This is a genomic window from Streptomyces sp. NPDC055966, from assembly GCF_042269865.1.
Taxonomy (GTDB): domain Bacteria; phylum Actinomycetota; class Actinomycetes; order Streptomycetales; family Streptomycetaceae; genus Streptomyces.
The window spans coordinates 221,119-245,483 of sequence record NZ_JBHJYK010000004.1; the positions used below are offsets into that span (position 1 = coordinate 221,119).

Genomic DNA, 24,365 nt, shown 5'->3' on the forward strand with positions numbered 1-24,365 from the left:
CGTGGCCGGTGGGCCCGGGACGATGAGGTGGGGTAAGCATGAACGCGCCGTACGACGGTGATCGCGGCCAGGGCGCGGCCGGCTCGGGCTACCCCGAGACGCCGCCGGAGCCCGGCCAGGTACCGCCGCAGCACGCTGCGGACATGTACCTCCAGGACGCCTACGACCAGGACCCCTACCGGGCGCAGGACCTGGCCGCCCAGGACCCGGTCGCCGAGGCGCTCTACGACCGCGCCGCACACCCGCCGCCCCCGCCGGGCAGCTACGGTCAGCAGCAGATGTACGCCTCGCCCGACCAGTCGCCGCACGCCCCCGACCCCCGGGTGTGGGCGCAGACCCCGGCGCCGGAGCCGGAGGGCGCGGGCCCGTACCTGCCCCACGGCGACAACCCGCGCACGACCCGGTTCGTGGGAGTGGACGACCTGGTCACGCACTCCGGCGAGCAGCACCACGAGCCGGACGCCTTCGCGCATCTCTTCAAGGACCAGCAGCAGGGCGGCGGCCACGTGCCCGCCGATCCCTCGCCCTACCCCGGGCCGGCCGCGACCCAGGGCGCCGGGTACGGCCAGGCCGGCCAGTACCCGCAGGGATACGGGCAGAGCCCGCAGCAGGGCGACCCGTACGCCGGGACCGCCTACCCGGCCGGGACCGGCAACCCCGCGCAGCCCCCGGTGCCCGCCCCTGCCGCGGCACCGGCGCCCGCCGGGCCGCACGGCGGCGGGGAGCCGGAGGCCTCTGCCTCCACCATGGCCCTGACCGCCGTCCCCGACTCCGAGGCGCCCGCCGCGTCCGCGAAGAAGGGCGGCAAGGCGGCCAACCTGATGAAGTCCAGTGCCGTGATGGCGGCGGGCACGATGGTCTCCCGCCTGACCGGCTTCGTCCGCTCCGCGCTGATCGTCTCCGCGCTCGGCCTCTACTTCCTCGGCGACTCCTTCCAGGTCGCCTACCAGCTGCCGACGATGATCTACATCCTCACCGTCGGCGGCGGCCTCAACTCGGTCTTCGTACCGCAGCTGGTGCGGGCGATGAAGGAGGACGACGACGGCGGCGAGGCGTTCGCCAACCGCCTGCTGACCCTGGTGATGGTGGCGCTGGCCGCACTGACCGGTCTCGCGATGTTCGCGGCGCCGCTGCTGGTGCGCATGCTGTCCAACCCGGTCGCCACCAACCCCGCGGCCAACGACGTCGCGGTCACCTTCACCCGCTACTTCCTGCCCTCGATCTTCTTCATGGGCGTCCACGTGGTGATGGGCCAGATCCTCAACGCGCGCGGAAAGTTCGGCGCGATGATGTGGACCCCGGTACTGAACAACATCGTCATCATCGTGACGCTCAGCATGTTCATCTGGGTCTACGGCACCGCCTCCCACTCCCACATGACGGTCACCAACATCCCGGCGGAGGGCCAGCGCCTGCTCGGGATCGGTGTGCTGCTCGGTCTGGTCGTCCAGGCACTGGCGATGATCCCGTATCTGCGCGAGACGGGCTTCCGGATCCGGCTGCGGTTCGACTGGCGGGGCCACGGCCTCGGCAAGGCCGCCATGCTCGCCAAGTGGACGGTCCTGTTCGTGCTGGCCAACCAGGCCGGCGCCATGATCGTCACCCAGCTGTCCACGGCGTCCGGCAAGGACTCCGGCGTCGCGGGCACCGGCTTCGCCGCCTACGCCAACGCCCAGCTGATCTGGGGCCTGCCGCAGGCCATCATCACGGTGTCCCTGATGGCCGCCCTGCTGCCGCGCATCTCACGCTCGGCGGCCGAGGGCGACGCGGGCGCGGTCCGCGACGACATCTCGCAGGGCCTGCGAACCACCGCGGTCGCCATCGTCCCGATCGCCTTCGGCTTCCTGTCACTCGGCATCCCGATGTGCACGCTGATCTTCGGCTCCTCGGGCACCGACGCGGCCACCAACATGGGCTACATGCTGATGGCCTTCGGCCTCGGCCTGATCCCCTACTCGGTGCAGTACGTCGTCCTGCGCGCCTTCTACGCCTACGAGGACACCCGCACGCCCTTCTACAACACCGTCATCGTCGCCGTCGTCAACGCGGGCGCCTCGGCGCTGTGCTACTTCGTGCTGCCCGCCCGCTGGGCGGTCGCCGGTATGGCCGCCGCCTACGGCCTGGCCTACGCGATCGGTGTGGGCGTCGCCTGGCGACGGCTGCGCAAGCGGCTCGGCGGCGACATGGACGGCGCCCGGGTGCTGCGGACGTACGCGCGGCTGTGCATCGCCTCCGTACCGGCGGCCCTGCTCAGCGGCGCGGCCTGCTACGGCATCGGCCACAGCCTCGGCCAGGGCGTCGTCGGCTCCTTCGCCGCGCTGCTCGTCGGCGGTGCCGTCCTGCTCGGTGTCTTCTTCGTCGCCGCCCGGCGCATGCGCATCGAGGAACTCAACTCGCTCGTGGGCATGGTCCGCGGACGTCTGGGCCGCTGAAGCGGGGGTAGGCGCACAACCATCGTCCGCCGCCGCGTGTCGTGCATAGCGGCGGACTGTGGGCACAATTGGTTTCGGCGTCGGACAGCGTGCAACGGATGGGGAGGCAGGGACGACGGTGGCGGAACGGAGCACGGCTGCCGTCGACGTGGCAGACAACAGCGGCGAGCAGCCGCTGACCGCCAAGGCGGACCAGTCCACGGCCGACGGGGTGGCCAAGAACCCGGAGCGGGACAAGGGCAGCGACAAGGCGCAGGGGAGCAGCGGAATCGACGGTCCTGGAGAGAAGACGTCGCCTCCCGAACTGCACAGCGGTCACAAGCTCGCCAGACGCTACCGACTGGAGGAGTGCGTCACCCGTCTGGACGGATTCAGCAGTTGGCGTGCGGTCGACGAGAAACTCCGCCGTGCAGTCGGCGTCCACATCCTGCCCGCGGAGCACACCCGGGCCCGTTCCGTCCTGGCTGCCGCCCGCTCCTCCGCCCTGCTGGGCGACCCGCGCTTCGTCCAGGTCCTGGACGCTGTCGAGGAGAACGACCTCGTCTACGTCGTGCACGAGTGGCTGCCCGACGCCACCGAGCTGACCGCGCTGCTCGCGGCGGCACCGCTGGAGCCGCACGACGCCTACCAGATGGTCAGTCAGATCGCCTCGGCCATGGCTGCCGCACACCGTGAGGGTCTCGCCCATCTGCGGCTGAACCCGAACGCCGTGCTGCGGGCGTCGACCGGGCAGTGGCGTATCCGCGGCCTCGCGGTGAACGCCGCGCTGCGCGGCATCAGCTCCGACACCCCGCAGCGCACGGACACCGAGGCGATCGGCGCCCTGCTGTACGCGGCGCTGACCCAGCGCTGGCCGTACGAGAGCGACGCGTACGGCCTGTCCGGGCTGCCCAAGGGCGTCGGCCTCATCGCGCCCGACCAGGTGCGCGCCGGTGTCCACCGAGGCCTCTCGGAGCTGGCCATGCGCGCGCTCGCCAACGACGGGGCCACCGCGTCCCGGCACGAGGCCGCGTGCACCACGCCGGAGGAACTGGTGAAGGCCATCGGCGAGATGCCTCGCATCCGCCCGCCGGAGCCGGCGTTCGCCGCCCCGCCGGAGTACCAGCGCACGACCTACCAGCAGGGCACGTACGGCCGCCCGGCGCCACACGCCGGCGCCACGCAGCCGATCGCGGCTCCGCCGCCCCCGCTCCAGAGCCGCACCGGCAAGGCCCTGAAGTGGGCGGTGTCGGCACTGCTCATCGCAGCCCTCGGCCTGGGCAGCTGGCAGCTGGCGGACGCGCTGATGGACCAGGGCGGCAAGTCCGACGACACCAACAAGAGCCAGCAGACGAACGACGGCGACAAGGGCACTGCAAAGACGAAGCCGACGCCGATAAAGATCCAGGGCGGCCAGGAGTTCGTCGCCAAGGGCGACCCCCAGCACCCCGGCGACGTCCCCAAGACCTACGACGGCGACAAGAACACGTATTGGAGGACCAGGACCTTCAACTCGGGTCCGGTCATCGCCCCCTACAAGCCGGGCGTCGGCATCGTCTACGACCTGGGTTCGGCCAAGCAGCTCAGCACGGCCACGATCGATCTGCGCTACGGCGGTGACCACACGACGGTCGAGCTGTACGCGACCGACTCGCTGACGCCGGCATCGCTGGACTCGATGACCCAGATCGGCAAGGTCACGACGACGGACAACACCGCTACGGTGAAGGTGACCAAGTCGGTGAAGACGCAGTACGTCCTCGTCTGGCTGACAGCCGTACCGAACTCGGGGTACGACCCCACTCTGTACTCCGGTGCCGGCTTCAAGCAGGCCATCGGCGAAGTGCAGTTCGCGGGCTGACGTCTCACCCGGACCGGAGGGGGCAGATGGCGGAGGGCGCCGGATACGACGGGGTGAGCGACAAGGACCTGCTCGCTCGCCACGTGGAGGGCGATCCCGAGGCGTTCGGTGAGCTCGTGCGGCGGCATCGGGACCGGCTCTGGGCGGTTGCGCTGCGGACGCTCGGGGACCGTGAGGAAGCCGCCGACGCGGTCCAGGACGCCCTGGTGTCGGCTTACCGGGCCGCCCATACCTTCCGGGGGCAGTCGGCTGTCACGACGTGGCTGCACCGGATCACGGTGAACGCCTGCGTGGACCGTACCCGCAAGGCCGCCTCCCGGAAGACGTCACCGGTCGACGACACCGAGCGGCTGGAGCAGTTGCTGGAGCCGCACGAGTCGGCCTCGGCGCCGGCTGAACGCAACGACGTGCAACGCCAGCTGTTCGAGGCGCTCGGCACGCTTCCGCAGGAGCAGCGGGCGGCGCTCGTCCTGGTCGACATGCAGGGCTACCCCGTGGCCGAGGCCGCGCGGATTCTCGACGTGCCCACGGGGACCGTGAAGAGCCGCTGCGCCCGAGGCAGAGCGAGACTCCTGCCGTTGCTCACCCATCTACGGCCCGAAAGCGGCGGAGGCGGAAAAGAACCCGGTCCGGGACGGAACCGGGTGCAGGGGACATCCGTCCCACCGGCAACGGGGTCTGCCAACGAGAGCCCCACGGACACGGGACCGAGCGACTCAGCCGTAGTGAAGGGCGGAGGTGGGCGAGCGTGACTTCCACGACTGACACGGCCGGACACCCGGACGTCGAGGAGATCTCCGACCTCACCGAAGGCCTGCTCCCTCCGGGCCGCAGCACGGACATACGACGGCACCTGGACACGTGCGAGCCGTGTGCGGATGTCCACGCCTCGCTGGAGGAGATCCGCGGACTGCTGGTGTCCGTGCCGGACGTCGAACCCATGCCGGCCGACGTGGCCGCCCGGATCGACGCCGCCCTTGCCGTCGAGGCGCTCCTCGCCTTCTCCGGCGACGGCACCGAGTCCTCCGGCAACGAGACCGGCACTTCCGGTGACGACATCGACGCGCATGTTTCACGTGAAACATCGGTCGCCATCGAGCGCCCGGCCGACCGCCCCGCTGGGCGCCCCCAAGCGACGACGGGCCCCGGACGGAAGAAGAGCGGCCGCGCCCGGCGCCGTAGGGCCCTCGTGCTGGGCACGGTACTCACCGCCGCCGTGCTGGGAGCCGGGACCCTGGTGATCCAATCGTTCACCGGCGGCAGCTCCACCACGACGGCACACGGCACGCCGAGCCCGTCCATCAGCGTGTTCTCCGGCGCCAGCGTCCAGAACCAGGTGCACGACCTGCTCGCCGCAAAGAGGCCGGAGCAGCCGGGCTACAAGAGCCAGCACCCACGGTCCGGGATCACGGAGAACCAGAGCACGCCGACCGGCACCGAGAGCGCCAACACCCTGCTGCAGACGGAGATCCCCATCCCTGACTGTGTGCGGCGGGCGATCCCGCGCAGCGACCAGGCTCTGGCGGCGAAGACCGGCAGCTACGGTGGGAAGAGCGCCTATCTGGTCGTGCTGCCGGAGCCCGGTGACAGCACTCGTGTCACGGCCTACGTCGTCGACGCGGCCTGTATTCGCCAGCAGCCCGGCACCGCCGGGGCCGTGCTTCTGAAAGACTCCTTCGCCCGGTCCTGAGTCTCCCGGTGCGGTCCATCGGTCACCCCCACCCGGTATGCGTGTGCCCCGACACACTGGGAATGCGCGCCCCGTAGGATCCGTTGGGTGGGGTGAGAGTTCTGAAAGGGGCTCCCACCGGTCGACTGACACAGACCAGAGACGAGGAATCAAGCCGTGAGCGACGTCCGTAACGTGATCATCATCGGCTCCGGGCCCGCAGGCTACACGGCGGCGCTCTACACCGCGCGCGCATCGCTGAAGCCCCTGGTGTTCGAGGGCGCCGTCACCGCCGGTGGCGCCCTGATGAACACCACCGAGGTGGAGAACTTCCCCGGCTTCCAGGACGGGATTATGGGCCCCGAGCTCATGGACAACATGCGTGCGCAGGCCGAACGCTTCGGCGCCGAGCTGATCCCCGACGACATCGTCTCCGTCGATCTGACCGGTGAGATCAAGACCGTCACCGACACCGCGGGCACGGTCCACCAGGCGAAGGCCGTCATCGTCGCCACCGGCTCCCAGCACCGCAAGCTCGGCCTGCCGAACGAGGACACCCTCTCCGGCCGCGGTGTCTCCTGGTGCGCCACCTGTGACGGGTTCTTCTTCAAGGACCAGGACATCGCCGTGATCGGCGGCGGCGACACCGCTATGGAGGAGGCCACCTTCCTCTCGCGCTTCGCCAAGTCCGTGACGATCGTCCACCGCCGGGACAGCCTGCGCGCCTCCAAGGCGATGCAGGAGCGCGCCTTCAACGACCCGAAGATCAAGTTCGTCTGGGACAGCGAGGTCGCCGAGGTACAGGGCGAGCAGAAGCTCTCCGGTCTGAAGCTGCGCAACGTCAAGACCGGCGAACTGTCCGACCTGGCCGTGACGGGTCTGTTCATCGCGATCGGCCACGATCCGCGCACCGAGCTGTTCAAGGGCCAGCTGGACCTTGACGAGGAGGGCTACCTGAAGGTGGCGTCGCCCTCCACCCGCACCAATGTCACCGGTGTCTTCGCCGCCGGTGACGTGGTCGACCACACCTACCGCCAGGCGATCACCGCGGCCGGCACCGGCTGTTCCTCCGCCCTGGATGCCGAGCGCTTCCTGTCCGCCCTCGCGGACGAGGACTCGACGGAGTCCGAGACCGCCGCCGTCTGACCTTCCCCTTCCCCCGCCCCACCCCACGAACGAGTTAAGGAGCCCGCCGTGGCCGGCACCCTGAAGAACGTGACCGACGCTTCCTTCGAGCAGGACGTCCTCAAGAGCGACAAGCCCGTACTGGTGGACTTCTGGGCCGCCTGGTGCGGTCCGTGCCGCCAGATCGCCCCGTCCCTCGAGGCAATCGCCGCCGAGCACGGCGACAAGATCGAGATCGTCAAGCTCAACATCGACGAGAACCCGACCACGGCCGCCAAGTACGGCGTCATGTCGATCCCGACCCTGAACGTCTACCAGGGCGGCGAGGTCGCCAAGACCATCGTCGGCGCCAAGCCCAAGGCCGCGATCGTTCGCGACCTTGAGGACTTCATCGCCGAGTGACGTTTCACGTGAAACACGAATGGGCCGCCCCTCCCAAAGGGCGGCCCATTCGCTTATGTCTCGCCGCTGGCGCAGCGACTAGAGCGGCCTGAGCGCCGGCTCCTTCTGCACCGCCCCCAGCAGCCGATCGAGCGCCATCTCCACGTCTTCCTTCCAGGAGAGCGTCGAGCGCAGCTCCAGCCGCAGCCGGGGATGCGTCGGATGCTGCCGTACCGTCTTGAACCCCACGGCCAGCAGATGCTCCGCCGGCAGCAGACAGGCGGGCTCCTTCCAGCGGGCGTCCCCGAAAGCCTCTATCGCCCTGAAGCCCCGGCGCAGCAGATCCTTGGCAACCGTCTGCACCAGCACCCGGCCCAGCCCCTGCCCCTGGTAACCGGGCAGGACGAAGGCCGTCATCAGCTGGACGGCGTCGGGTGAAACCGGGCTCGTGGGAAAGGCCGTCGAGCGCGGGACATAGGCGGGAGGTGCGTAGAGTACGAACCCCACCGGCAGGTCGTCCACGTACACCACGCGGCCGCACGACCCCCAGTCCAGCAGGACGGCGGAGATCCAGGACTCCTTCTCCAGCGCGGAGGTGCCCGCCTTTACGGCCGCTTCTCCGCTGACGGGGTCCAGTTCCCAGAAGACACAGGAGCGGCAACGTGGGGGAAGGTCCTGAAGGTTGTCCAGTGTGAGCGGCACGAGCCGACGCCCCATGAAGGCTGATCCTCGCTTCCTTCGCCCGCCGCATCACGCGCGGCTGCCAGAGCGCTGCGTTCCCTGAGCAGGCCGACGACGAATCCGCCGACCACTCCGAGACTCAGACCCGCGCTCACCAGTCCGGTGCGGCTTATCGATCGCATGGCCCCTGTCTCCCCACTCAGAGATGCATGTGCTGTCCGGTGGATGTGCCATACCATTTCGCATCGTATCCACGAAGCGATTCACTCGATACCGCCTCAAAGCAAAAGAGCGGGCCGTGTTCCGGTACACACCGGACACGGCCCGCTTCCCGCACGACCGAGATGACTGGACCGGGGGTCAGTCGTCCTGGTCCTCCGCCGCGCCCTCCTGGAGCTCGTGCTGGAGCACCGGCCCCTCGTCCGGAGCGAGAGTGCTCAGGATCCTCTGGAGATCATCCACGGAGGCGAACTCGACCGTGATCTTGCCCTTCTTCTGACCGAGGTCCACCTTCACCCGGGTCTCGAAGCGGTCCGACAGCCGCGTCGCCAGCTCGTCCAGCGCCGGTGAGAGCCGGGAGCCGGCACGCGGACCCTTGGGACGTTGGGGCTTCTGGGGACGCGAGCCCATGAGGGTCACGATCTCCTCGACGGCACGCACCGACAGCCCCTCGGCGACGATGCGGTGCGCCAGCCGGTCCTGCTCCTCAGGATCCGTCACCGACAGCAACGCCCGGGCATGTCCGGCGGAGAGCACTCCGGCGGCGACCCGCTTCTGGACCGTCGGCGAAAGCTTCAGCAGCCGCAGCGTGTTGGAGACCTGGGGGCGGGACCGCCCGATCCGGTCGGCCAGCTGGTCGTGCGTGCAGTTGAAGTCCTTGAGCAACTGGTCGTAGGCGGCCGCCTCTTCCAGCGGGTTCAGCTGCGCACGGTGCAGGTTCTCCAGCAGGGCATCGAGAAGGAGCTTCTCGTCCTCGGTGGCCCGGACGATCGCCGGGATGGCTTCCAGGCCGGCCTCACGGCAGGCCCGCCAACGGCGCTCACCCATGATCAGCTCATAGCGGGCGGGCCCCAACTGCCGTACCACGACGGGCTGGAGGAGACCGACCTCCTGGATGGAGGTGACCAGCTCCTGGAGAGCGTCCTCGTCGAAGACGTCACGCGGCTGACGCGGGTTGGGCGAGATGGCGTCGAGGGGGATCTCGGCAAAGTGGGCACCCATTGGGGCAGCCGGCAGCTCCGAGACCGAGGGCTCCACGACGGTCTCCTGCGCGACGGGCGGCAGCGTGGCCACCTTCGCCGCAGCCACCCCGCGGTCGGTCGTCAGTACCGGAACGGCCGTCGGAGAGGCGGAGGCTCCGCCTCCCAGCGCGGCCGGGGCCGGCGTCTTCTCGGTCGGGGCAGCGGGGATCAGTGCGCCAAGACCACGACCCAACCCCCTCCGTCGTTCACTCACTGGATCCCCTCCACCATGCTCGGGTCGTTCTGAGCGCCGAGATGGGCCTGGCTCGCGTCGTAGCTGATACCGATGCCCTTCAGCGCGATTTCTCGGGCCGCCTCAAGATAGGACAGGGCGCCACTCGATCCGGGATCGTAGGTCAGCACCGTCTGTCCGTAACTCGGCGCCTCGGAGATACGGACGGAGCGGGGAATGCTCGTCCGCAGCACCTCGTCGCCGAAGTGGGTGCGCACCTCTTCCGCGACCTGGGAGGCAAGACGCGTCCGGCCGTCGTACATGGTGAGCAGGATGGTCGACACGTGCAGTGTGGGGTTGAGGTGCCCCCGCACCAGGTCGACGTTGCGGAGCAACTGGCCCAGGCCCTCCAGCGCGTAGTACTCGCACTGGATCGGGATGAGGACCTCCTGGCCCGCCACCAGTGCGTTGACCGTCAGCAGGCCGAGTGAGGGCGGGCAGTCGATGAGGATGTAGTCCAGCGGCTGCTCGTAGGCCTGGATCGCCCGCTGAAGCCGGCTTTCCCGGGCCACGAGGGAGACCAATTCAATCTCTGCACCGGCGAGATCGATGGTGGCGGGAGCACAGAAGAGGCCCTCGACGTCCGGGACGGGCTGGACGACTTCGGCGAGCGGCTTACTCTCCACCAACACGTCGTAGATGGAAGGAACTTCGGCGTGGTGGTCGATCCCGAGAGCGGTGGATGCGTTGCCCTGGGGGTCGAGATCGATCACCAGGACGCGCCCGCCGTGGAGCGCCAGGGAAGCGGCAAGGTTGACTGTGGTCGTCGTCTTGCCGACGCCGCCCTTCTGGTTGGCGACCACGATGACTCGGGTCTGCTCCGGTCTGGGCAGACCTTCGCCGGCGCGGCCCAGCGCCTCCACCGCCAGTTGGGCCGCACGACCGATCGGGGTGTCGTCCATCGGAGGCGGTGTTTCACGTGAAACATCCGCCCCCATCGACTCGGTACGGGGACCGGGGACCGGATCGGTCATCGGTCCCGCGATGTTGGCGTCGGACCGCAAGGATTCACTCTCCTCGACTTCAGGCTCGCAATGAACAGAGCCTCCCATGCCTTCGGGGTCGCGAACCAGTGAGGCCTGGTGTTCTGTGGAGAAATCCACCTCTGTGGACAACTCCGCTGCCCCTCCGAGTGAGCCGAGAGGCTTGCGGTCGCGCGGTTCGGCCGCGGCGCGGCCACGACTGATGATGCCGTGCAGCAGTGAGCGACGTTTCACGTGAAACACGATGCACAGCGGCTGCGACCGGACCTCTGCGACACTCCGGCTTGCGTAGCTCGGGCAGCTTGTGTGGAGTACGTCTCGTCGTCAGGACGGACGAGACGTCACCACGGACGAGATGCGACCACGGCGACCTCGTTCGACTGTTCAGCGACGACGGCGCGCCCGGCCGGCCCGGGCCGCCTTTGCTCGCTTCGCCGCGAACCGCACACCGCCCGGGCTCTCGCCGACCTCCACCCGGACCACCGTCGACATCGGGTCCACGATGCCCTCGCCCACATGCAGGATGGACGTCTCCACTGCACCGAGCTTGCTGAGGGCCGTGGCCGACGCCTTCAGTTCCTCCTCCGCGGTGTCCCCCTTGAGGGCGAGCATCTCGCCGTAGGGACGCAGCAGCGGAATGCCCCAGGTGGCCAGCCGGTCCAGCGGGGCCACGGCCCGGGCGGTCACCACGTGGACCGGGGACAGCTTGCCCAGGACCTCCTCGGCACGGCCGCGCACGACCGTGACGTGGTCCAGGCCGAGCAGCTCGACGACCTCGGTGAGGAAGTTGGTGCGCCGCAGCAGGGGCTCCAACAGGGTGATGTTCAGATCCTCCCGGACCAGGGCCAGGGGAATACCAGGCAGCCCTGCGCCGGAGCCGACGTCGCAGACCGTCACGCCCTCGGGAACTGCCTCCGAGAGCACCGCGCAGTTGAGGATGTGCCGCTCCCACAGGCGGGGCACTTCGCGCGGGCCGATCAGGCCGCGCTGCACGCCCGCCTCGGCGAGCAGCTCCGCGTAGCGGACCGCATCGGCGAAGCGATCACCAAACACTTCCCGCGCCTGTTCGGGCGCGGGGGGAAGCTCCGCTGCCTCCGTCACGGGGACCGTCCTTCCGTACAGCGCCGGTGCTTCGCACACCGGCCACCAGAACTACCAGGCTGACAAAGTTCGGCCCCGTCTGCTCAACAGACGGGGCCGGAAAACGCGGGGGACCGATCAGGCGGGCAGCACGACGACGAACCGCTGCGGCTCCTCGCCCTCGGACTCGCTGCGCAGTCCCGCGGTCTTGACCGCGTCGTGCACGACCTTGCGCTCGAACGGGGTCATCGGCTTGAGCTTGACGGGCTCGCCGGTGCTCTTCACCTCAGCGGCGGCCTTGGCCCCCAGCTCGGACAGCTCGGCGCGCTTCTTGGCGCGGTAGCCCGCGATGTCCAGCATGAGCCGACTGCGGTCACCGGTCTCCCGGTGCACGGCCAGACGCGTCAGCTCCTGAAGCGCCTCCAGCACCTCGCCGTCCCGGCCGACCAACTTCTGAAGGTCGCGGCCGCCGCTGTCGCTGATGATCGACACGGAGGCGCGATCGGCCTCGACGTCCATGTCGATGTCACCGTCGAGGTCGGCGATGTCGAGCAGACCCTCCAGGTAGTCCGCCGCGATCTCGCCCTCCTGCTCCAGGCGGGTCAGGGTGTCTGCACCCTCGGCATCGGCGGAGGTGGTGCCTTCCGTCACGGGATGGGCTCCTTCTTACTTCTTGGACGGGGACTTGGGCCGCTGCGGGCCACCCTTGCGCTGGCCGGACTGGGCCCTGCTACGGGTGCCGCCGGGCTTGGAGGGCTGCTGCTCGGCAGCGGAGGACTTGGTGTCCTCCGGCTCGTCGGCCTTCTCCAGCGACGTGGTGGACTCGTCGGCCGGCTTCGGCCCGCCGGACTGGCGCTGAGACTTGGACTGGCGCTTGGGCTGCTGGCGCTTGCCGGCGGCCGCGGTACCGGCCGCGGTGACCGTCGCGCCGTCCTCGGTCTGCGCCGCGGCCTGGGCAGTGCTCTGCACCACGGTGCCGTCGGCCTGGGCGGCGAGGCCGGCCTTGTTCAGCCCGTTGATGAACTTGCGCTCGAACTCGTTGCGCTCGCGGCCCTTGGCGACGATCGCCTTGACGATGGTCTTCTCGCTGCGGCGGCTGACCTTGCCGTGGTGCGTGACGTGCTTGGTCAGACGCTCCAGGTAGGCGGCCTGGGCCTTGGAACCCGGCGTCGGGTTGTTGCGGATGACATACATCTGCTGACCCATGGTCCACACGTTGGTGGTCAGCCAGTAGACGAGGACACCGACCGGGAAGTTGATGCCGAAGACGGCGAACATGACAGGGAAGACGTACATCAGCATCTTCTGCTGCTGCATGAACGGCGTCTTCACCGTCGTATCGACGTTCTTCGTCATCAGCTGACGCTGCGTGTAGAACTGCGAGAACGACATCAGGACGATCATGACCGCGGTCACGACCCGGACGTCGGTCAGCGTGGCGCCCAGCGCCGCGACCTTGTCCGAGCTGTCCATGAACTTCGCGGCGAGCGGGGCCCCGAAGATGTGCGCCTTACGGGCGCTGGCGAGCAGCGGCTCGTTGATGACGCCGATGGTCGAGCCCGTCGCGATGCCGTTGAGCACGTGATACAGGGCGAAGAAGAACGGGGACTGCGCCAGGATGGGAAGGCACGAGGAGAGCGGGTTGGTACCCGTCTCCTTGTACAGCTTCATCATCTCTTCGGACTGACGCTGCTTGTCGTTCTTGTAGCGCTCCTGGATCTTCTTCATCTCCGGCTGGAGCGTCTGCATCGCGCGCGTCGACTTGATCTGCTTCACGAAGAGCGGGATCAGGCAGATGCGGATCAGAATCACCAGGGACACGATGGACAGGCCCCAGGCCCACCCGCTGTCGGCACCGAAGATCGCGCCGTACATCTTGTGGAACTGGACGATGACCCAGGAAACGGGCCAGGTGATGAAACTGAAGAGGCTGGCAATCGTGTCCACTAATCATGCTCCTTGGGCATGGGACGAGATCTCTGCGGCCGGGCTCGGAGGAAGCTCGGAAGACGGGCTCCCGGGCTCCGCTTCGGTGGCCGGTTCGGCGGCGGAGGTCCCGCCCTTGCGTGCGCGCCAAGCGTTGCGCAGCAGTTCGTGCCACCGCGGACGCTTACGCGGCGGAACATGGTCCACACCGCCGAGCGACCACGGATTGCACCGGAGGATGCGCCAGGCGGTGAGTGCCGTTCCCTTGATCGCACCGTGCCGGTCGATGGCCGTGTAGCCGTAGTGGGAGCACGACGGATAGTACTTGCACACCGGCCCCAGCAATGGACTGATCGTCCACTGGTACAGCTTGATCAGGGCCAGTAGTGGGTACTTCATCGCGCGCCCCCTCCCAGCAGCCGCTGAACTGCGGCATCGAGGTCTCGGGCCAGCTGTGCATGGTCTGCGTCGCCCGATCCGGGCAGCGCTCGTACGACTACCAGGCTACCGGGGGGAAAAACGGCGACTCGGTCACGCATCAGATGGCGCAGTCTGCGCTTCACTTTGTTGCGCACAACCGCGCCACCCACGGCCTTGCTCACGACGAAACCCGCACGCGTCGGGGGAGCGCTCTCCCCAGGCGCGTGCGGGTCCGTGGCACCGCTACGAAGGTGGACGACGAGAGTCGGGCGTCCTGCCCGGCGTCCTCGTCGTACCGCGGTCGCGAAGTCCTCGCGCCGCCTCAGCCGGTTCTCGGTGGGCAGCACGACGTCATGACCTGATCGGGATCAGGCGGACAGGCTGGCGCGACCCTTGGCACGACGGTTCGCGAGAATCGCGCGGCCGGCACGGGTACGCATCCGCAGGCGGAAGCCGTGGGTCTTCGCGCGACGACGGTTGTTCGGCTGGAAGGTGCGCTTGCTCACTCGGGGGCTCCAGAAATCAAATCGGTGTGGCGGGTGCCGTCCTGGCTGTCACCGTGCGCCCACGAGTAGCTCGCGTCACGCCCGAGTGCACCGCTTCCCGATCACCTGGAGTGATCTGTGCCCATCGGAGGCAGGCGGCAGCAGCCATCGACAACTCGACCTGGTTACGGTACGCGGGGCTACGCCATCCGGTCAAACCGAGGGTCACGGAGAGACACTATCCACAGGCTGGGGACAACAACTTGAACCGTAGCCGCCGCGCTGACTACCGTGGCTGAACTCCCATTCGTTCTTTTGTCCCCCGCCCCGGCGGGTTTGCCCCACCGAACACCCGAAGTACACCCCGACCCGTCCCGCGTCACACGTTCGTGGGACCTGTGAGAGAGCGTGCCCTGTGGCTGACGTACCTGCCGATCTTGCCGCAGTGTGGCCGCGAGTACTCGAGCAGCTCCTCGGGGAGGGGCGCGGACAGGGTGTCGAGGTCAAAGACGAGCACTGGATCCGGCGCTGCCAGCCGCTCGCGCTGGTCGCGGACACCGCCCTGCTCGCCGTACCGAACGAATTCGCGAAGAACGTACTGGAGGGCCGTCTCGCGCCGATCGTCAGCGAGACGCTGAGCCGCGAGTGCGGCCGCCCCATCCGCATCGCGATCACCGTGGACGACTCCGCGGGCGAGCCGTCGGCTCCCGCGCCCGTGCAGCAGCCGCCCGGTCCGCGCTACGAGGAGCCGGAGCTGCCCTCCGGCCCGTCGTCGTACGAGGAACGGCCGTACGAGGGCTACGGCCGCCACCGCGCCGCGGACCAGCCTCCGGCCGACGGGCCGCACTCCCGAGGAGACCGTGGGGACCGCGTCGACCGTGGGGACCGTGGGGACCGTGGGGACCGCGGGGATCAGCTCCCCGTCGTCCGCCCGGCCTACCCCTCCGAGTTCCAGCGGCGCGAGCCGGGCGCCTGGCCGCGGCCCGCGCAGGACGAGTACAGCTGGCAGCAGCCGCGCCTCGGCTTTCCCGAGCGCGACCCCTACGCCTCGCCGTCGTCCCAGGACGCCTACGGCTCCGGACCGGACGCGTACGGCCCGCCGTCCCAGGACTACCGCCCGCAGGGCATGGACCGGCCGAAGTACGAGCAGCAGCGCGGCGAGTACGGCAACTACGACGCCCCGCGCGGGGACCGCGGCGACCGCGGCGACTACGAACCGTCCCGCCCGGACTACGACGCCCCGCGCTCCGAGTACGACTCGGGGCGCCCGGAGTACGACTCCTCCTCCCGGGCCGAGTACGACCAGCGCGACCCCGTCCGCCGGGAGCTGCCCGAGCAGCCGGCCGGCGGCGGCCCGGCGCACCGGGGCGGCCACGGCCGCCCGGACATGCCCACGTCCGGCGGACCGGGTCCGCTGTCCGCGAAGCCGGCGCCGGCGGGCGGCCCGGCCGAGCCGACGGCGCGGCTGAACCCGAAGTACCTCTTCGACACGTTCGTCATCGGCGCCTCCAACCGGTTCGCGCACGCGGCCGCGGTGGCGGTCGCCGAGGCGCCGGCGAAGGCGTACAATCCCCTGTTCATCTACGGGGAGTCGGGGCTCGGCAAGACGCATCTGCTGCACGCGATCGGGCACTACGCGCGCAGCCTCTACCCGGGCACGCGCGTGCGGTACGTGAGCTCGGAGGAGTTCACCAACGAGTTCATCAACTCCATCCGCGACGGCAAGGGCGACAGCTTCCGCAAGCGCTACCGCGAGATGGACATCCTGCTCGTCGACGACATCCAGTTCCTCGCGGACAAGGAGTCGACGCAGGAGGAGTTCTTCCACACCTTCAACACGCTCCACAACGCGAACAAGCAGATCGTGCTGTCCAGCGACCGGCCGCCCAAGCAGCTGGTCACGCTGGAGGACCGGCTGCGGAACCGTTTCGAGTGGGGACTGATCACCGACGTCCAGCCGCCCGAGCTGGAGACGCGGATCGCGATCCTGCGCAAGAAGGCCGTGCAGGAGCAGCTGAACGCCCCGCCGGAGGTGCTGGAGTTCATCGCCTCGCGGATCTCGCGGAACATCCGTGAGCTGGAGGGCGCGCTGATCCGCGTGACGGCGTTCGCCTCGCTCAACCGGCAGCCGGTGGACCTGGGCCTGACCGAGATCGTCCTGAAGGACCTGATCCCCGGCGGCGAGGACTCCGCCCCGGAGATCACGGCCACGGCGATCATGGGGGCCACCGCGGACTACTTCGGGCTGACCGTGGAGGACCTGTGCGGCACCTCGCGCGGGCGGGCGCTGGTCACGGCCCGGCAGATCGCGATGTACCTGTGCCGTGAGCTGACGGATCTGTCGCTGCCGAAGATCGGCGCGCAGTTCGGCGGGCGGGACCACACGACCGTCATGCACGCCGACCGGAAGATCCGTGCGCTGATGGCCGAGCGGCGGTCGATCTACAACCAGGTCACCGAGCTGACCAACCGCATCAAGAACGGCTGAGAGCGGCTGCCGGCGGCTGCGCCGGGCCTGAGCCGGAGTTCGAGGGCGCCCTTCGGGATCCACATCCTGGGGGCGCCCTTCTGTGTTCCCGTCGGCTGTTGCCGGCCCGATGCGGGGCCCGGTGGCGGGGCTCGATGCCGGGGCCCGGTGGCGGACGCGAGAGCTTTGGCAGGCTGGGAGCGTTGCCCGATTGGCACCTGGTGTTCGATTACGTGCCGGGTTACGGCCACTCTCCACAGATTCGCTGAGTTTCTTCCGTCCACACACTGGGGACGGTGGAGTTGTCCCGAACGGCATCCACAGGGAGTCTGTCTCCTGGGGATTCGCCCAGCTCAAGACCCTGTGGAATCGTGGACGAACGATCTCCACAGGCTGTGGAGGAAAAGAAGATCCACAGGCTGTGGACGAGGTTTTCCACTGACGACCCACAGGCTTGGCGCGGTTGTCCCCAGTGATCGTCGGCTTCTCCACATGGCTGTCCACTGTTCGGCAACGCGACGCACCCTGTCACCGTGTCGAGTGAAAGGCGTCACACGAAGGTGCCGGATTCGGGTGTGGGAAACGTGGGTAAACCTGGGGACGCAGCTGGGGAGAACTGCCTCCGGGCTGTGGGCGGTGTGTGCAGAACTTTCTGTTCTCCACAGAGACACCTGGTTGTCCACCGCCTCCGCCCACAGGGCCAGTGGACAAAATTTTGCCTCTGAGCTGGGCAAACGTGGTTATCCACGGTATCCACAGGCCCTACTACTACTCCCGACTAGAGAGAGCTCGGGAATCGTTTTGAAGCGGGTCCTGTGCACAACTCGCTGTCTCGAGCCCGGCTGCCTCTCGGAGCGACTTGACCCCGACGGGCACCTACTGTCAGTGCGGTGCGTCAGACTGGTCCCCGGTGTCCTGCCCTCCGCAGTGGGCGGTGACACCGAGTCGGAGGACTCAGAAGCAACAGCAGCAGGAGGCGGCTTACGGTGAAGATCCGGGTGGAACGCGACGTACTCGCGGAGGCAGTGGCGTGGGCGGCACGCAGCCTCCCGGCCCGTCCGCCGGCGCCTGTCCTCGCCGGCCTTCTCCTCAAGGCCGAGGACGGCCAGCTGAGCCTGTCGAGCTTCGACTACGAGGTCTCCGCTCGCGTGAGCGTCGAGTCCGAGGTCGAGGAGGAGGGCACGGTCCTCGTCTCCGGCCGTCTGCTCGCCGACATCTCGCGCGCTCTGCCCAACCGCCCGGTGGAGATTTCCACAGACGGTGTACGGGCGACCGTGGTCTGTGGATCCTCCCGGTTCACCCTGCACACCCTGCCGGTGGAGGAGTACCCGGCGCTGCCGCAGATGCCGAACGCCACCGGCACCGTCCCCGGCGAGGTCTTCGCGGCCGCCGCGTCCCAGGTGGCCATCGCCGCCGGCCGTGACGACACGCTGCCCGTCCTCACCGGTGTGCGCATCGAGATCGAGGGCGACACGGTCACCCTGGCCTCCACCGACCGCTACCGCTTCGCGGTCCGCGAGTTCCTGTGGAAGCCGGAGAACCCCGAGGCCTCGGCGGTCGCTCTGGTCCCGGCCAAGACGCTGCTGGACACCGCCAAGTCGCTCGGCGCCGGTGACACCGTCACGCTGGCGCTGTCCGGTTCGGGCGCGGGCGAGGGCCTGATCGGTTTCGAGGGCGCGGGGCGGCGTACGACCACGCGTCTGCTCGAAGGCGACCTGCCGAAGTACCGCACGCTGTTCCCGACCGAGTTCAACTCCGTCGCCGTGATCGAGACCGCGCCCTTCGTGGAGGCCGTCAAGCGTGTGGCGCTGGTGGCCGAGCGGAACACCCCGGTGCGGCTGAGCTTCGAGCAGGGCGTGCTGATCCTGGAGGCGGGCTCCAGCGACGACGCACAGGCTGTGGAAAGGGTCGACGCGCAGCTGGAGGGCGACGACATCTCGATCGCCTTCAACCCGACCTTCCTGCTGGACGGTCTGAGCGCGATCGACTCCCCGGTGGCCCAGCTGTCGTTCACGACGTCCACGAAGCCGGCGCTGCTCAGCGGCAAGCCGGCGCTGGACGCGGAGGCGGACGACGCGTACAAGTACCTGATCATGCCGGTGCGGCTCAGCGGCTGACCGTCATCCACAGCGCCGGGTGCCCCTGTGGGTACCCGGCGCTGGTGACCGGCGAGGACCGCGGCCGGGGTTTCCGCAGGTGAGCGCGTATGCCCACAGCTGTGCACGAGGGGCCGGGACTAGGCTCGGACCGGGTACGCAGGTGCCCCTCACGCCACACAGCAACCTAAGGAACCAACTGATGGAGCTCGGTCTCGTCGGCCTCGGCAAGATGGGCGGCAACATGCGCGAGCGGATTCGCCGCGCGGGTCACACCGTCATCGGATACGACCGCAACGCGGACCTCGCGGACGTCCACAGCCTGGAAGAGCTTGTGGGCAAGCTCAGCGGCCCGCGCGTGGTCTGGGTGATGGTGCCGGCCGGCGAGCCGACCCAGTCGACCGTCGACCAGCTCGCCGAACTGCTGGAGCCGGGCGACGTGGTCGTGGACGGCGGCAACTCCCGCTGGACCGACGACGAGAAGCACGCCGAGGAGCTGGCGGCCAAGGGCATAGGTTTCGTCGACTGCGGCGTCTCCGGCGGCGTCTGGGGCCTGGAGAACGGCTACGCGCTGATGTACGGCGGCGACGCCGAGCACGTCGCGAAGGTGCAGCCGGTCTTCGACGCGCTCAAGCCCGAGGGCGACTTCGGCTCGGTGCACGCCGGCAAGGTCGGCGCGGGCCATTTCGCGAAGATGGTCCACAACGGCATCGAGTACGCGATGATGCAGGCCTACGCCGAGGGCTGGGAGCTGCTGGAGAAGGTCGACTCCGTCACGGACGTCCGTGAGGTCTTCCGCTCCTGGCAGGAGGGCACGGTCATCCGCTCCTGGCTGCTCGACCTCGCCGTGAACGCGCTCGACGAGGACGAGCACCTTCAGGGCCTGCGCGGTTATGCACAGGACTCCGGTGAGGGACGCTGGACTGTGGAAGCCGCGATCGACAACGCGGTGCCGCTGCCCGCGATCACCGCGTCGCTGTTCGCGCGGTTCGCCTCCCGCCAGGAGGACTCGCCGCAGATGAAGATGATCGCCGCGCTGCGCAACCAGTTCGGCGGTCACGCCGTAGAGAAGAAGTAGTTCAGGGATCCGGGGATCGGGAAGGCCGGCGGAACGATCATGCACGTCACGCATCTTTCGCTGGCCGACTTCCGCTCGTACGCCCGGGCCGAGGTTCCGCTCGACCCGGGCGTCACCGCCTTCGTAGGCCCCAACGGCCAGGGCAAGACGAACCTGGTCGAGGCCGTCGGGTATCTGGCGACGCTGGGCAGCCACCGGGTCGCCTCCGACGCGCCTCTGGTCCGCATGGGGGCCGAGCGGGCCGTCGTACGGGCGCAGGTCCGCCAGGGCGAGCGGCAGCAACTGGTCGAGCTGGAGCTGAACCCCGGCAAGGCCAACCGCGCCCGCATCAACCGGTCCTCGCAGGTCAGGCCCCGCGACATCCTCGGTATCGTGCGCACGGTCCTGTTCGCGCCCGAGGACCTCGCCCTCGTCAAGGGCGACCCGGGCGAGCGGCGGCGCTTCCTCGACGAGCTGATCACCGCGCGGTCGCCGCGGATGGCGGGTGTGCGGTCCGACTACGAGCGGGTGCTCAAGCAGCGCAACACGCTGCTGAAGAGCGCCGCCCTCGCGCGGCGGCACGGCGGGCGGTCCATGGACTTGTCCACGCTGGACGTGTGGGACCAGCATCTCGCGCACGCGGGTGCCGAGCTGCTGGCCCGGCGGCTGGACCTGATCGCCGCGCTCCAGCCGCTCGCGGACAAGGCGTACGAGCAGCTGGCCCCCGGCGGCGGGCCGCTCGCGCTGGAGTACCGGCCGTCGGCGCCCGGTGAGGCGCACACGCGCGAGGAGCTGTACGCCCAGCTCATGGCGGCGCTGGCCGACGCCCGCAAGCAGGAGATCGAGCGCGGGGTGACCCTGGTGGGGCCCCACCGCGACGACCTCGTCCTCAAGCTCGGCGAGCTGCCCGCGAAGGGGTACGCCTCGCACGGCGAGTCCTGGTCGTACGCGCTCGCCCTGCGGCTCGCCTCCTACGACCTGCTGCGCGCCGAGGGCAACGAGCCGGTGCTGGTGCTGGACGACGTCTTCGCCGAGCTGGACGCGCGCCGGCGGGAGCGGCTGGCCGAACTGGTCGCGCCGGGCGAGCAGGTGCTGGTGACGGCGGCCGTGGACGACGACGTACCGGATGTCCTGGTGGGCGCGCGGTACGTGGTGTCCGGCGGGACGGTGGAGCGCGTATGAGCACCGGGGAGCCCGGCCCGAAGGCGCCGAAGAAGAGCGCGGAGGAACCCTCCGGCGTCGACCTCGCGCGCGTGGCGTTGCGCGCGGCGAAGGAGCAGGCACGCGCGCGGGGGGACGCGGCCCGGCAGAAGAAGCAGGCCCGGCGGGGCGGCGGGCTGCGCTCCGGCGCGCGTGCCGACGGCCGGGACCCGATGGCGCTGGGTGCCGCGATCAACCGGCTGCTGACCGAGCGCGGCTGGGAGACCCCGGCGGCGGTGGGCGGGGTGATGGGCCGCTGGCCGCAGATCGTCGGCGAGGACCTGGCCAAGCACTGTGTGCCGCAGCGCTACGACGAGGACGAGCGCGTGCTGGTCGTGGCCTGTGACTCGACGGCCTGGGCGACCCAGCTGCGCCATCTCGCGCCCGCGCTGGTCGCGCGGCTCAACGAGGATCTGGGGCACGGCACCGTACGGATGATCAAAGTGCTCAATCCGGGCGGTCCGGCCCGCCGCTACGGGCCGCTGAGGGCTCCGGGGAGCACCGGACCCGGCGATACGTACGGGTGACGTACCTCACGTCTTGAGGTTCCGTGGCGGGGCGGTCGCACCCCTGCCGCGCCCCTTGTCGTGCCTCCACGCGCGCGTGTGCCACGCCTTCTGACCCCCCAGTAGCCAAGGGTTGACGGCCCGAAGCGCTGAGTGCCGCTGTGAGCCGCTTGGAGCCCCCATCCGTATATCGGGACCCGGCCGAGGATGGTTCAGGGCGGCACATGGGGACTCAGGTACCGGCAAACCCCCATCGATGTCAGCGCTACCGGTAGACTGGAAGCCAATCCCGCCCCAACGTGGGGACCGCCCGGGAAAAGCTGAGCAACGCTGATCAAGGCTTACCAACGCAACATGCCGCAGCCGCTCCGGCAACCCGCCGACGAGCTTGGCTCGTGCTGTGCCAGAAAGGGCGCTTCGTGGCCGATTCCGGCAACCCCAACGAGAACATCCCGTCCACCGACGCCGGCGTGCACGGCGAGGCCCCCGAGGCCCCTGTGAGCGGCGAGGCCACCGACTCCGGCGCGGCCTCCGCCTCCTACGACGCCAGCGCCATCACCGTGCTCGAAGGGCTGGACGCGGTCCGCAAGCGACCCGGTATGTACATCGGCTCGACCGGCGAGCGCGGTCTGCACCACCTGGTGTACGAGGTCGTCGACAACTCCGTCGACGAGGCGCTGGCGGGCTACGCGGACACCATCGACGTCACGATCCTGCCCGACGGCGGCGTGCGCGTCGTCGACAACGGCCGCGGCATCCCGGTCGGCATCGTGGCCTCCGAGGGCAAGCCGGCCGTCGAGGTCGTGCTGACCGTGCTGCACGCGGGCGGCAAGTTCGGCGGCGGCGGCTACGCGGTCTCCGGCGGTCTGCACGGCGTCGGCGTCTCCGTCGTGAACGCCCTGTCGACCAAGGTCTCCGTCGAGATCAAGACCGACGGGTACCGCTGGACGCAGGACTACAAGCTCGGCGTCCCGACGGCCCCCCTCGACCGGCACGAGGCCACGGACGAGACCGGTACCTCGGTCACCTTCTGGGCCGACCCGGACATCTTCGAGACCACCGAGTACTCCTTCGAGACGCTGTCCCGGCGCTTCCAGGAGATGGCCTTCCTCAACAAGGGCCTGACGCTCCGGCTCACCGACGAGCGCGAGTCGGCGAAGGCCACGTCCGGCGCGGACGAGGCGGGTGCGGACGAGAAGGCCGAGGTCAAGGCGGTCACGTACCACTACGAGGGCGGCATCGTCGACTTCGTGAAGTACCTCAACTCCCGCAAGGGAGAGGCGGTGCACAACACTGTCATCGACCTGGAGGCCGAGGACAAGGACAAGAGCCTGTCCCTTGAGGTCGCGATGCAGTGGAACAGCGGCTACAGCGAGGGCGTGTACTCGTTCGCCAACATCATCCACACCCACGAGGGCGGTACGCACGAGGAGGGCTTCCGCGCGGCCCTCACCAGCCTCATCAACAAGTACGCGCGCGACAAGAAGCTGCTGCGCGAGAAGGACGACAACCTCACCGGTGACGACATCCGCGAGGGTCTGACCGCGATCATCTCGGTCAAGCTGAGCGAGCCGCAGTTCGAGGGCCAGACGAAGACCAAGCTGGGCAACACGGAGGCCAAGACCTTCGTGCAGAAGGCGGTCTACGAGCACCTCAACGACTGGCTGGACCGCAACCCGGTCGAGGCCGCGGACATCGTCCGCAAGGGCATCCAGGCGGCCACCGCGCGCGTGGCGGCCCGCAAGGCCCGCGACCTGACCCGCCGCAAGGGCCTGCTGGAGTCGGCGTCCCTGCCCGGCAAGCTGTCCGACTGCCAGTCGAACGACCCCATCAAGTGCGAGATCTTCATCGTCGAGGGTGACTCCGCCGGCGGCTCGGCCAAGTCCGGCCGCAACCCGCAGTACCAGGCGATCCTCCCGATCCGCGGCAAGATCCTCAACGTGGAGAAGGCCAGGATCGACAAGATCCTGCAGAACCAGGAGATCCAGGCGCTGATCTCGGCCTTCGGCACGGGTGTGCACGAGGACTTCGACATCGAGAAGCTCCGCTATCACAAGATCATCCTGATGGCGGACGCCGACGTCGACGGCCAGCACATCAACACCCTGCTGCTGACCTTCCTGTTCCGCTTCATGCGGCCGCTGGTCGAGGCCGGGCACGTGTTCCTCTCCCGTCCTCCGCTCTACAAGATCAAGTGGGGCCGGGACGAGGTCGAGTACGCCTACTCGGACCGCGAGCGCGACGCGCTGCTGGAGATGGGCCGCCAGCGCGGAAAGCGCGTCAAGGAGGACTCGATCCAGCGCTTCAAGGGCCTCGGCGAGATGAACGCCGAGGAGCTGCGCGTGACCACGATGGACCAGGAGCACCGGGTCCTCGGCCAGGTCACCCTCGACGACGCCGCCCAGGCCGACGACCTGTTCTCGGTCCTGATGGGCGAGGACGTCGAGGCCCGGCGCCAGTTCATCCAGCGCAACGCCAAGGACGTCCGCTTCCTCGACATCTGAGTCGGTCTCAGCTGACCGCACCAGGAAGGATCTTCACCAG

Annotated in this window: 21 protein-coding genes; 12 read left to right on the plus strand and 9 right to left on the minus strand. The window is 69.1% G+C overall.

Translation table 11 applies throughout. The features are described from left to right. Positions 1–38 precede the first annotated feature (38 nt). The 6 genes from murJ to trxA all read left to right on the plus strand — a co-directional run bounded on the left by murJ (position 39) and on the right by trxA (position 7,468). Positions 39–2,432 carry a murein biosynthesis integral membrane protein MurJ gene (gene murJ, locus ACFC8N_RS10775; RefSeq protein ID WP_376287925.1) on the plus strand — a complete coding sequence of 798 codons (2,394 nt, stop codon included), beginning with the start codon at positions 39–41 and terminating at the stop codon, positions 2,430–2,432. A gap of 118 nt (positions 2,433–2,550) precedes the next feature. Further along, a complete protein-coding gene (locus ACFC8N_RS10780) occupies positions 2,551–4,272 on the plus strand; it encodes a protein kinase family protein (RefSeq protein ID WP_362820670.1) in 1,722 nt (573 codons plus the stop codon). Between the two features lie 26 nt (positions 4,273–4,298). Beyond that, on the plus strand, positions 4,299–5,024 hold the full coding sequence (sigM, locus tag ACFC8N_RS10785) for an RNA polymerase sigma factor SigM (RefSeq protein WP_356025852.1): 726 nt from the start codon (positions 4,299–4,301) through the stop codon (positions 5,022–5,024). Beyond that, positions 5,021–5,962 (plus strand): anti-sigma factor family protein, encoded by a 942-nt coding sequence (locus ACFC8N_RS10790; RefSeq protein WP_376287926.1) that lies wholly within the window; start codon positions 5,021–5,023, stop codon positions 5,960–5,962. The genes sigM and ACFC8N_RS10790 overlap by 4 nt, the downstream gene beginning before the upstream one ends. A 156-nt stretch (positions 5,963–6,118) precedes the next feature. Continuing rightward, positions 6,119–7,087, plus strand: coding sequence for a thioredoxin-disulfide reductase (trxB, locus tag ACFC8N_RS10795; protein WP_356025857.1), 969 nt, complete (start codon positions 6,119–6,121; stop codon positions 7,085–7,087). 48 nt (positions 7,088–7,135) lie between these two features. Next, complete coding sequence (trxA, locus tag ACFC8N_RS10800; protein ID WP_356025859.1) at positions 7,136–7,468, plus strand: thioredoxin; 333 nt, start codon at positions 7,136–7,138, stop codon at positions 7,466–7,468. A gap of 78 nt (positions 7,469–7,546) precedes the next feature. Here trxA and ACFC8N_RS10805 read toward each other — a convergent pair whose 3' ends face one another. The 9 genes from ACFC8N_RS10805 to rpmH all read right to left on the minus strand — a co-directional run bounded on the left by ACFC8N_RS10805 (position 7,547) and on the right by rpmH (position 14,516). After that, positions 7,547–8,164, minus strand: a complete 618-nt coding sequence (locus ACFC8N_RS10805; protein WP_356025862.1) for a GNAT family N-acetyltransferase — start codon at positions 8,162–8,164, stop codon at positions 7,547–7,549. A gap of 324 nt (positions 8,165–8,488) precedes the next feature. Further along, positions 8,489–9,583, minus strand: a complete 1,095-nt coding sequence (locus ACFC8N_RS10810) for a ParB/RepB/Spo0J family partition protein (protein ID WP_356025864.1) — start codon at positions 9,581–9,583, stop codon at positions 8,489–8,491. Continuing rightward, entirely contained in the window at positions 9,580–10,653 is a 1,074-nt protein-coding gene (locus ACFC8N_RS10815; protein ID WP_356026185.1) for a ParA family protein, read from the minus strand. Before ACFC8N_RS10815 ends, ACFC8N_RS10810 begins: the two co-directional genes overlap by 4 nt. Before the next feature lie 315 nt (positions 10,654–10,968). Continuing rightward, positions 10,969–11,685, minus strand: coding sequence for a 16S rRNA (guanine(527)-N(7))-methyltransferase RsmG (gene rsmG / locus ACFC8N_RS10820; protein WP_356025866.1), 717 nt, complete (start codon positions 11,683–11,685; stop codon positions 10,969–10,971). 117 nt (positions 11,686–11,802) lie between these two features. Then, a complete protein-coding gene (locus ACFC8N_RS10825; protein WP_356025869.1) occupies positions 11,803–12,315 on the minus strand; it encodes a R3H domain-containing nucleic acid-binding protein in 513 nt (170 codons plus the stop codon). A gap of 15 nt (positions 12,316–12,330) precedes the next feature. Then, positions 12,331–13,611 carry a membrane protein insertase YidC gene (yidC, locus tag ACFC8N_RS10830; protein WP_356025872.1) on the minus strand — a complete coding sequence of 427 codons (1,281 nt, stop codon included), beginning with the start codon at positions 13,609–13,611 and terminating at the stop codon, positions 12,331–12,333. 3 nt (positions 13,612–13,614) lie between these two features. Continuing rightward, a complete protein-coding gene (gene yidD, locus ACFC8N_RS10835) occupies positions 13,615–13,989 on the minus strand; it encodes a membrane protein insertion efficiency factor YidD (protein WP_356025874.1) in 375 nt (124 codons plus the stop codon). After that, positions 13,986–14,357 carry a ribonuclease P protein component gene (rnpA, locus tag ACFC8N_RS10840; RefSeq protein WP_376287927.1) on the minus strand — a complete coding sequence of 124 codons (372 nt, stop codon included), beginning with the start codon at positions 14,355–14,357 and terminating at the stop codon, positions 13,986–13,988. Before rnpA ends, yidD begins: the two co-directional genes overlap by 4 nt. Positions 14,358–14,378: 21 nt before the next feature. Next, on the minus strand, positions 14,379–14,516 hold the full coding sequence (gene rpmH / locus ACFC8N_RS10845) for a 50S ribosomal protein L34 (protein ID WP_015659252.1): 138 nt from the start codon (positions 14,514–14,516) through the stop codon (positions 14,379–14,381). A 394-nt stretch (positions 14,517–14,910) separates the two neighbouring features. Here rpmH and dnaA point away from each other — a divergent pair, with 394 nt between their 5' ends. The 6 genes from dnaA to gyrB all read left to right on the plus strand — a co-directional run bounded on the left by dnaA (position 14,911) and on the right by gyrB (position 24,325). Continuing rightward, a complete protein-coding gene (gene dnaA, locus ACFC8N_RS10850) occupies positions 14,911–16,983 on the plus strand; it encodes a chromosomal replication initiator protein DnaA (protein ID WP_376287928.1) in 2,073 nt (690 codons plus the stop codon). Between the two features lie 965 nt (positions 16,984–17,948). Continuing rightward, a complete protein-coding gene (gene dnaN, locus ACFC8N_RS10855) occupies positions 17,949–19,079 on the plus strand; it encodes a DNA polymerase III subunit beta (protein ID WP_071374904.1) in 1,131 nt (376 codons plus the stop codon). 181 nt (positions 19,080–19,260) lie between these two features. Continuing rightward, a complete protein-coding gene (gnd, locus tag ACFC8N_RS10860; protein ID WP_356025881.1) occupies positions 19,261–20,136 on the plus strand; it encodes a phosphogluconate dehydrogenase (NAD(+)-dependent, decarboxylating) in 876 nt (291 codons plus the stop codon). Positions 20,137–20,175: 39 nt separating this feature from the next. Beyond that, the gene (recF, locus tag ACFC8N_RS10865) at positions 20,176–21,297 is read left to right on the plus strand and encodes a DNA replication/repair protein RecF (protein WP_356025884.1); all 1,122 of its coding nucleotides are present in this window, start codon (positions 20,176–20,178) and stop codon (positions 21,295–21,297) included. After that, positions 21,294–21,842, plus strand: a complete 549-nt coding sequence (locus ACFC8N_RS10870; RefSeq protein ID WP_356025886.1) for a DciA family protein — start codon at positions 21,294–21,296, stop codon at positions 21,840–21,842. The genes recF and ACFC8N_RS10870 overlap by 4 nt, the downstream gene beginning before the upstream one ends. A gap of 374 nt (positions 21,843–22,216) precedes the next feature. Next, positions 22,217–24,325, plus strand: a complete 2,109-nt coding sequence (gene gyrB / locus ACFC8N_RS10875) for a DNA topoisomerase (ATP-hydrolyzing) subunit B (protein ID WP_356025888.1) — start codon at positions 22,217–22,219, stop codon at positions 24,323–24,325. The last annotated feature ends 40 nt before the right edge of the window (positions 24,326–24,365 follow it).

Coding starts and splice junctions, on each gene's coding strand:
- murJ (WP_376287925.1), top strand. CDS start 39: ATGAACGCGCCGTACGACGGTGATCGCGGCCAGGGCGCGGCCGGCTCG.
- gnd (WP_356025881.1), top strand. CDS start 19,261: ATGGAGCTCGGTCTCGTCGGCCTCGGCAAGATGGGCGGCAACATGCGC.
- ACFC8N_RS10805 (WP_356025862.1), bottom strand. CDS start 8,164: ATGGGGCGTCGGCTCGTGCCGCTCACACTGGACAACCTTCAGGACCTT.
- recF (WP_356025884.1), top strand. CDS start 20,176: ATGCACGTCACGCATCTTTCGCTGGCCGACTTCCGCTCGTACGCCCGG.
- ACFC8N_RS10815 (WP_356026185.1), bottom strand. CDS start 10,653: ATGGGAGGCTCTGTTCATTGCGAGCCTGAAGTCGAGGAGAGTGAATCC.
- yidD (WP_356025874.1), bottom strand. CDS start 13,989: ATGAAGTACCCACTACTGGCCCTGATCAAGCTGTACCAGTGGACGATC.
- ACFC8N_RS10870 (WP_356025886.1), top strand. CDS start 21,294: ATGAGCACCGGGGAGCCCGGCCCGAAGGCGCCGAAGAAGAGCGCGGAG.
- sigM (WP_356025852.1), top strand. CDS start 4,299: ATGGCGGAGGGCGCCGGATACGACGGGGTGAGCGACAAGGACCTGCTC.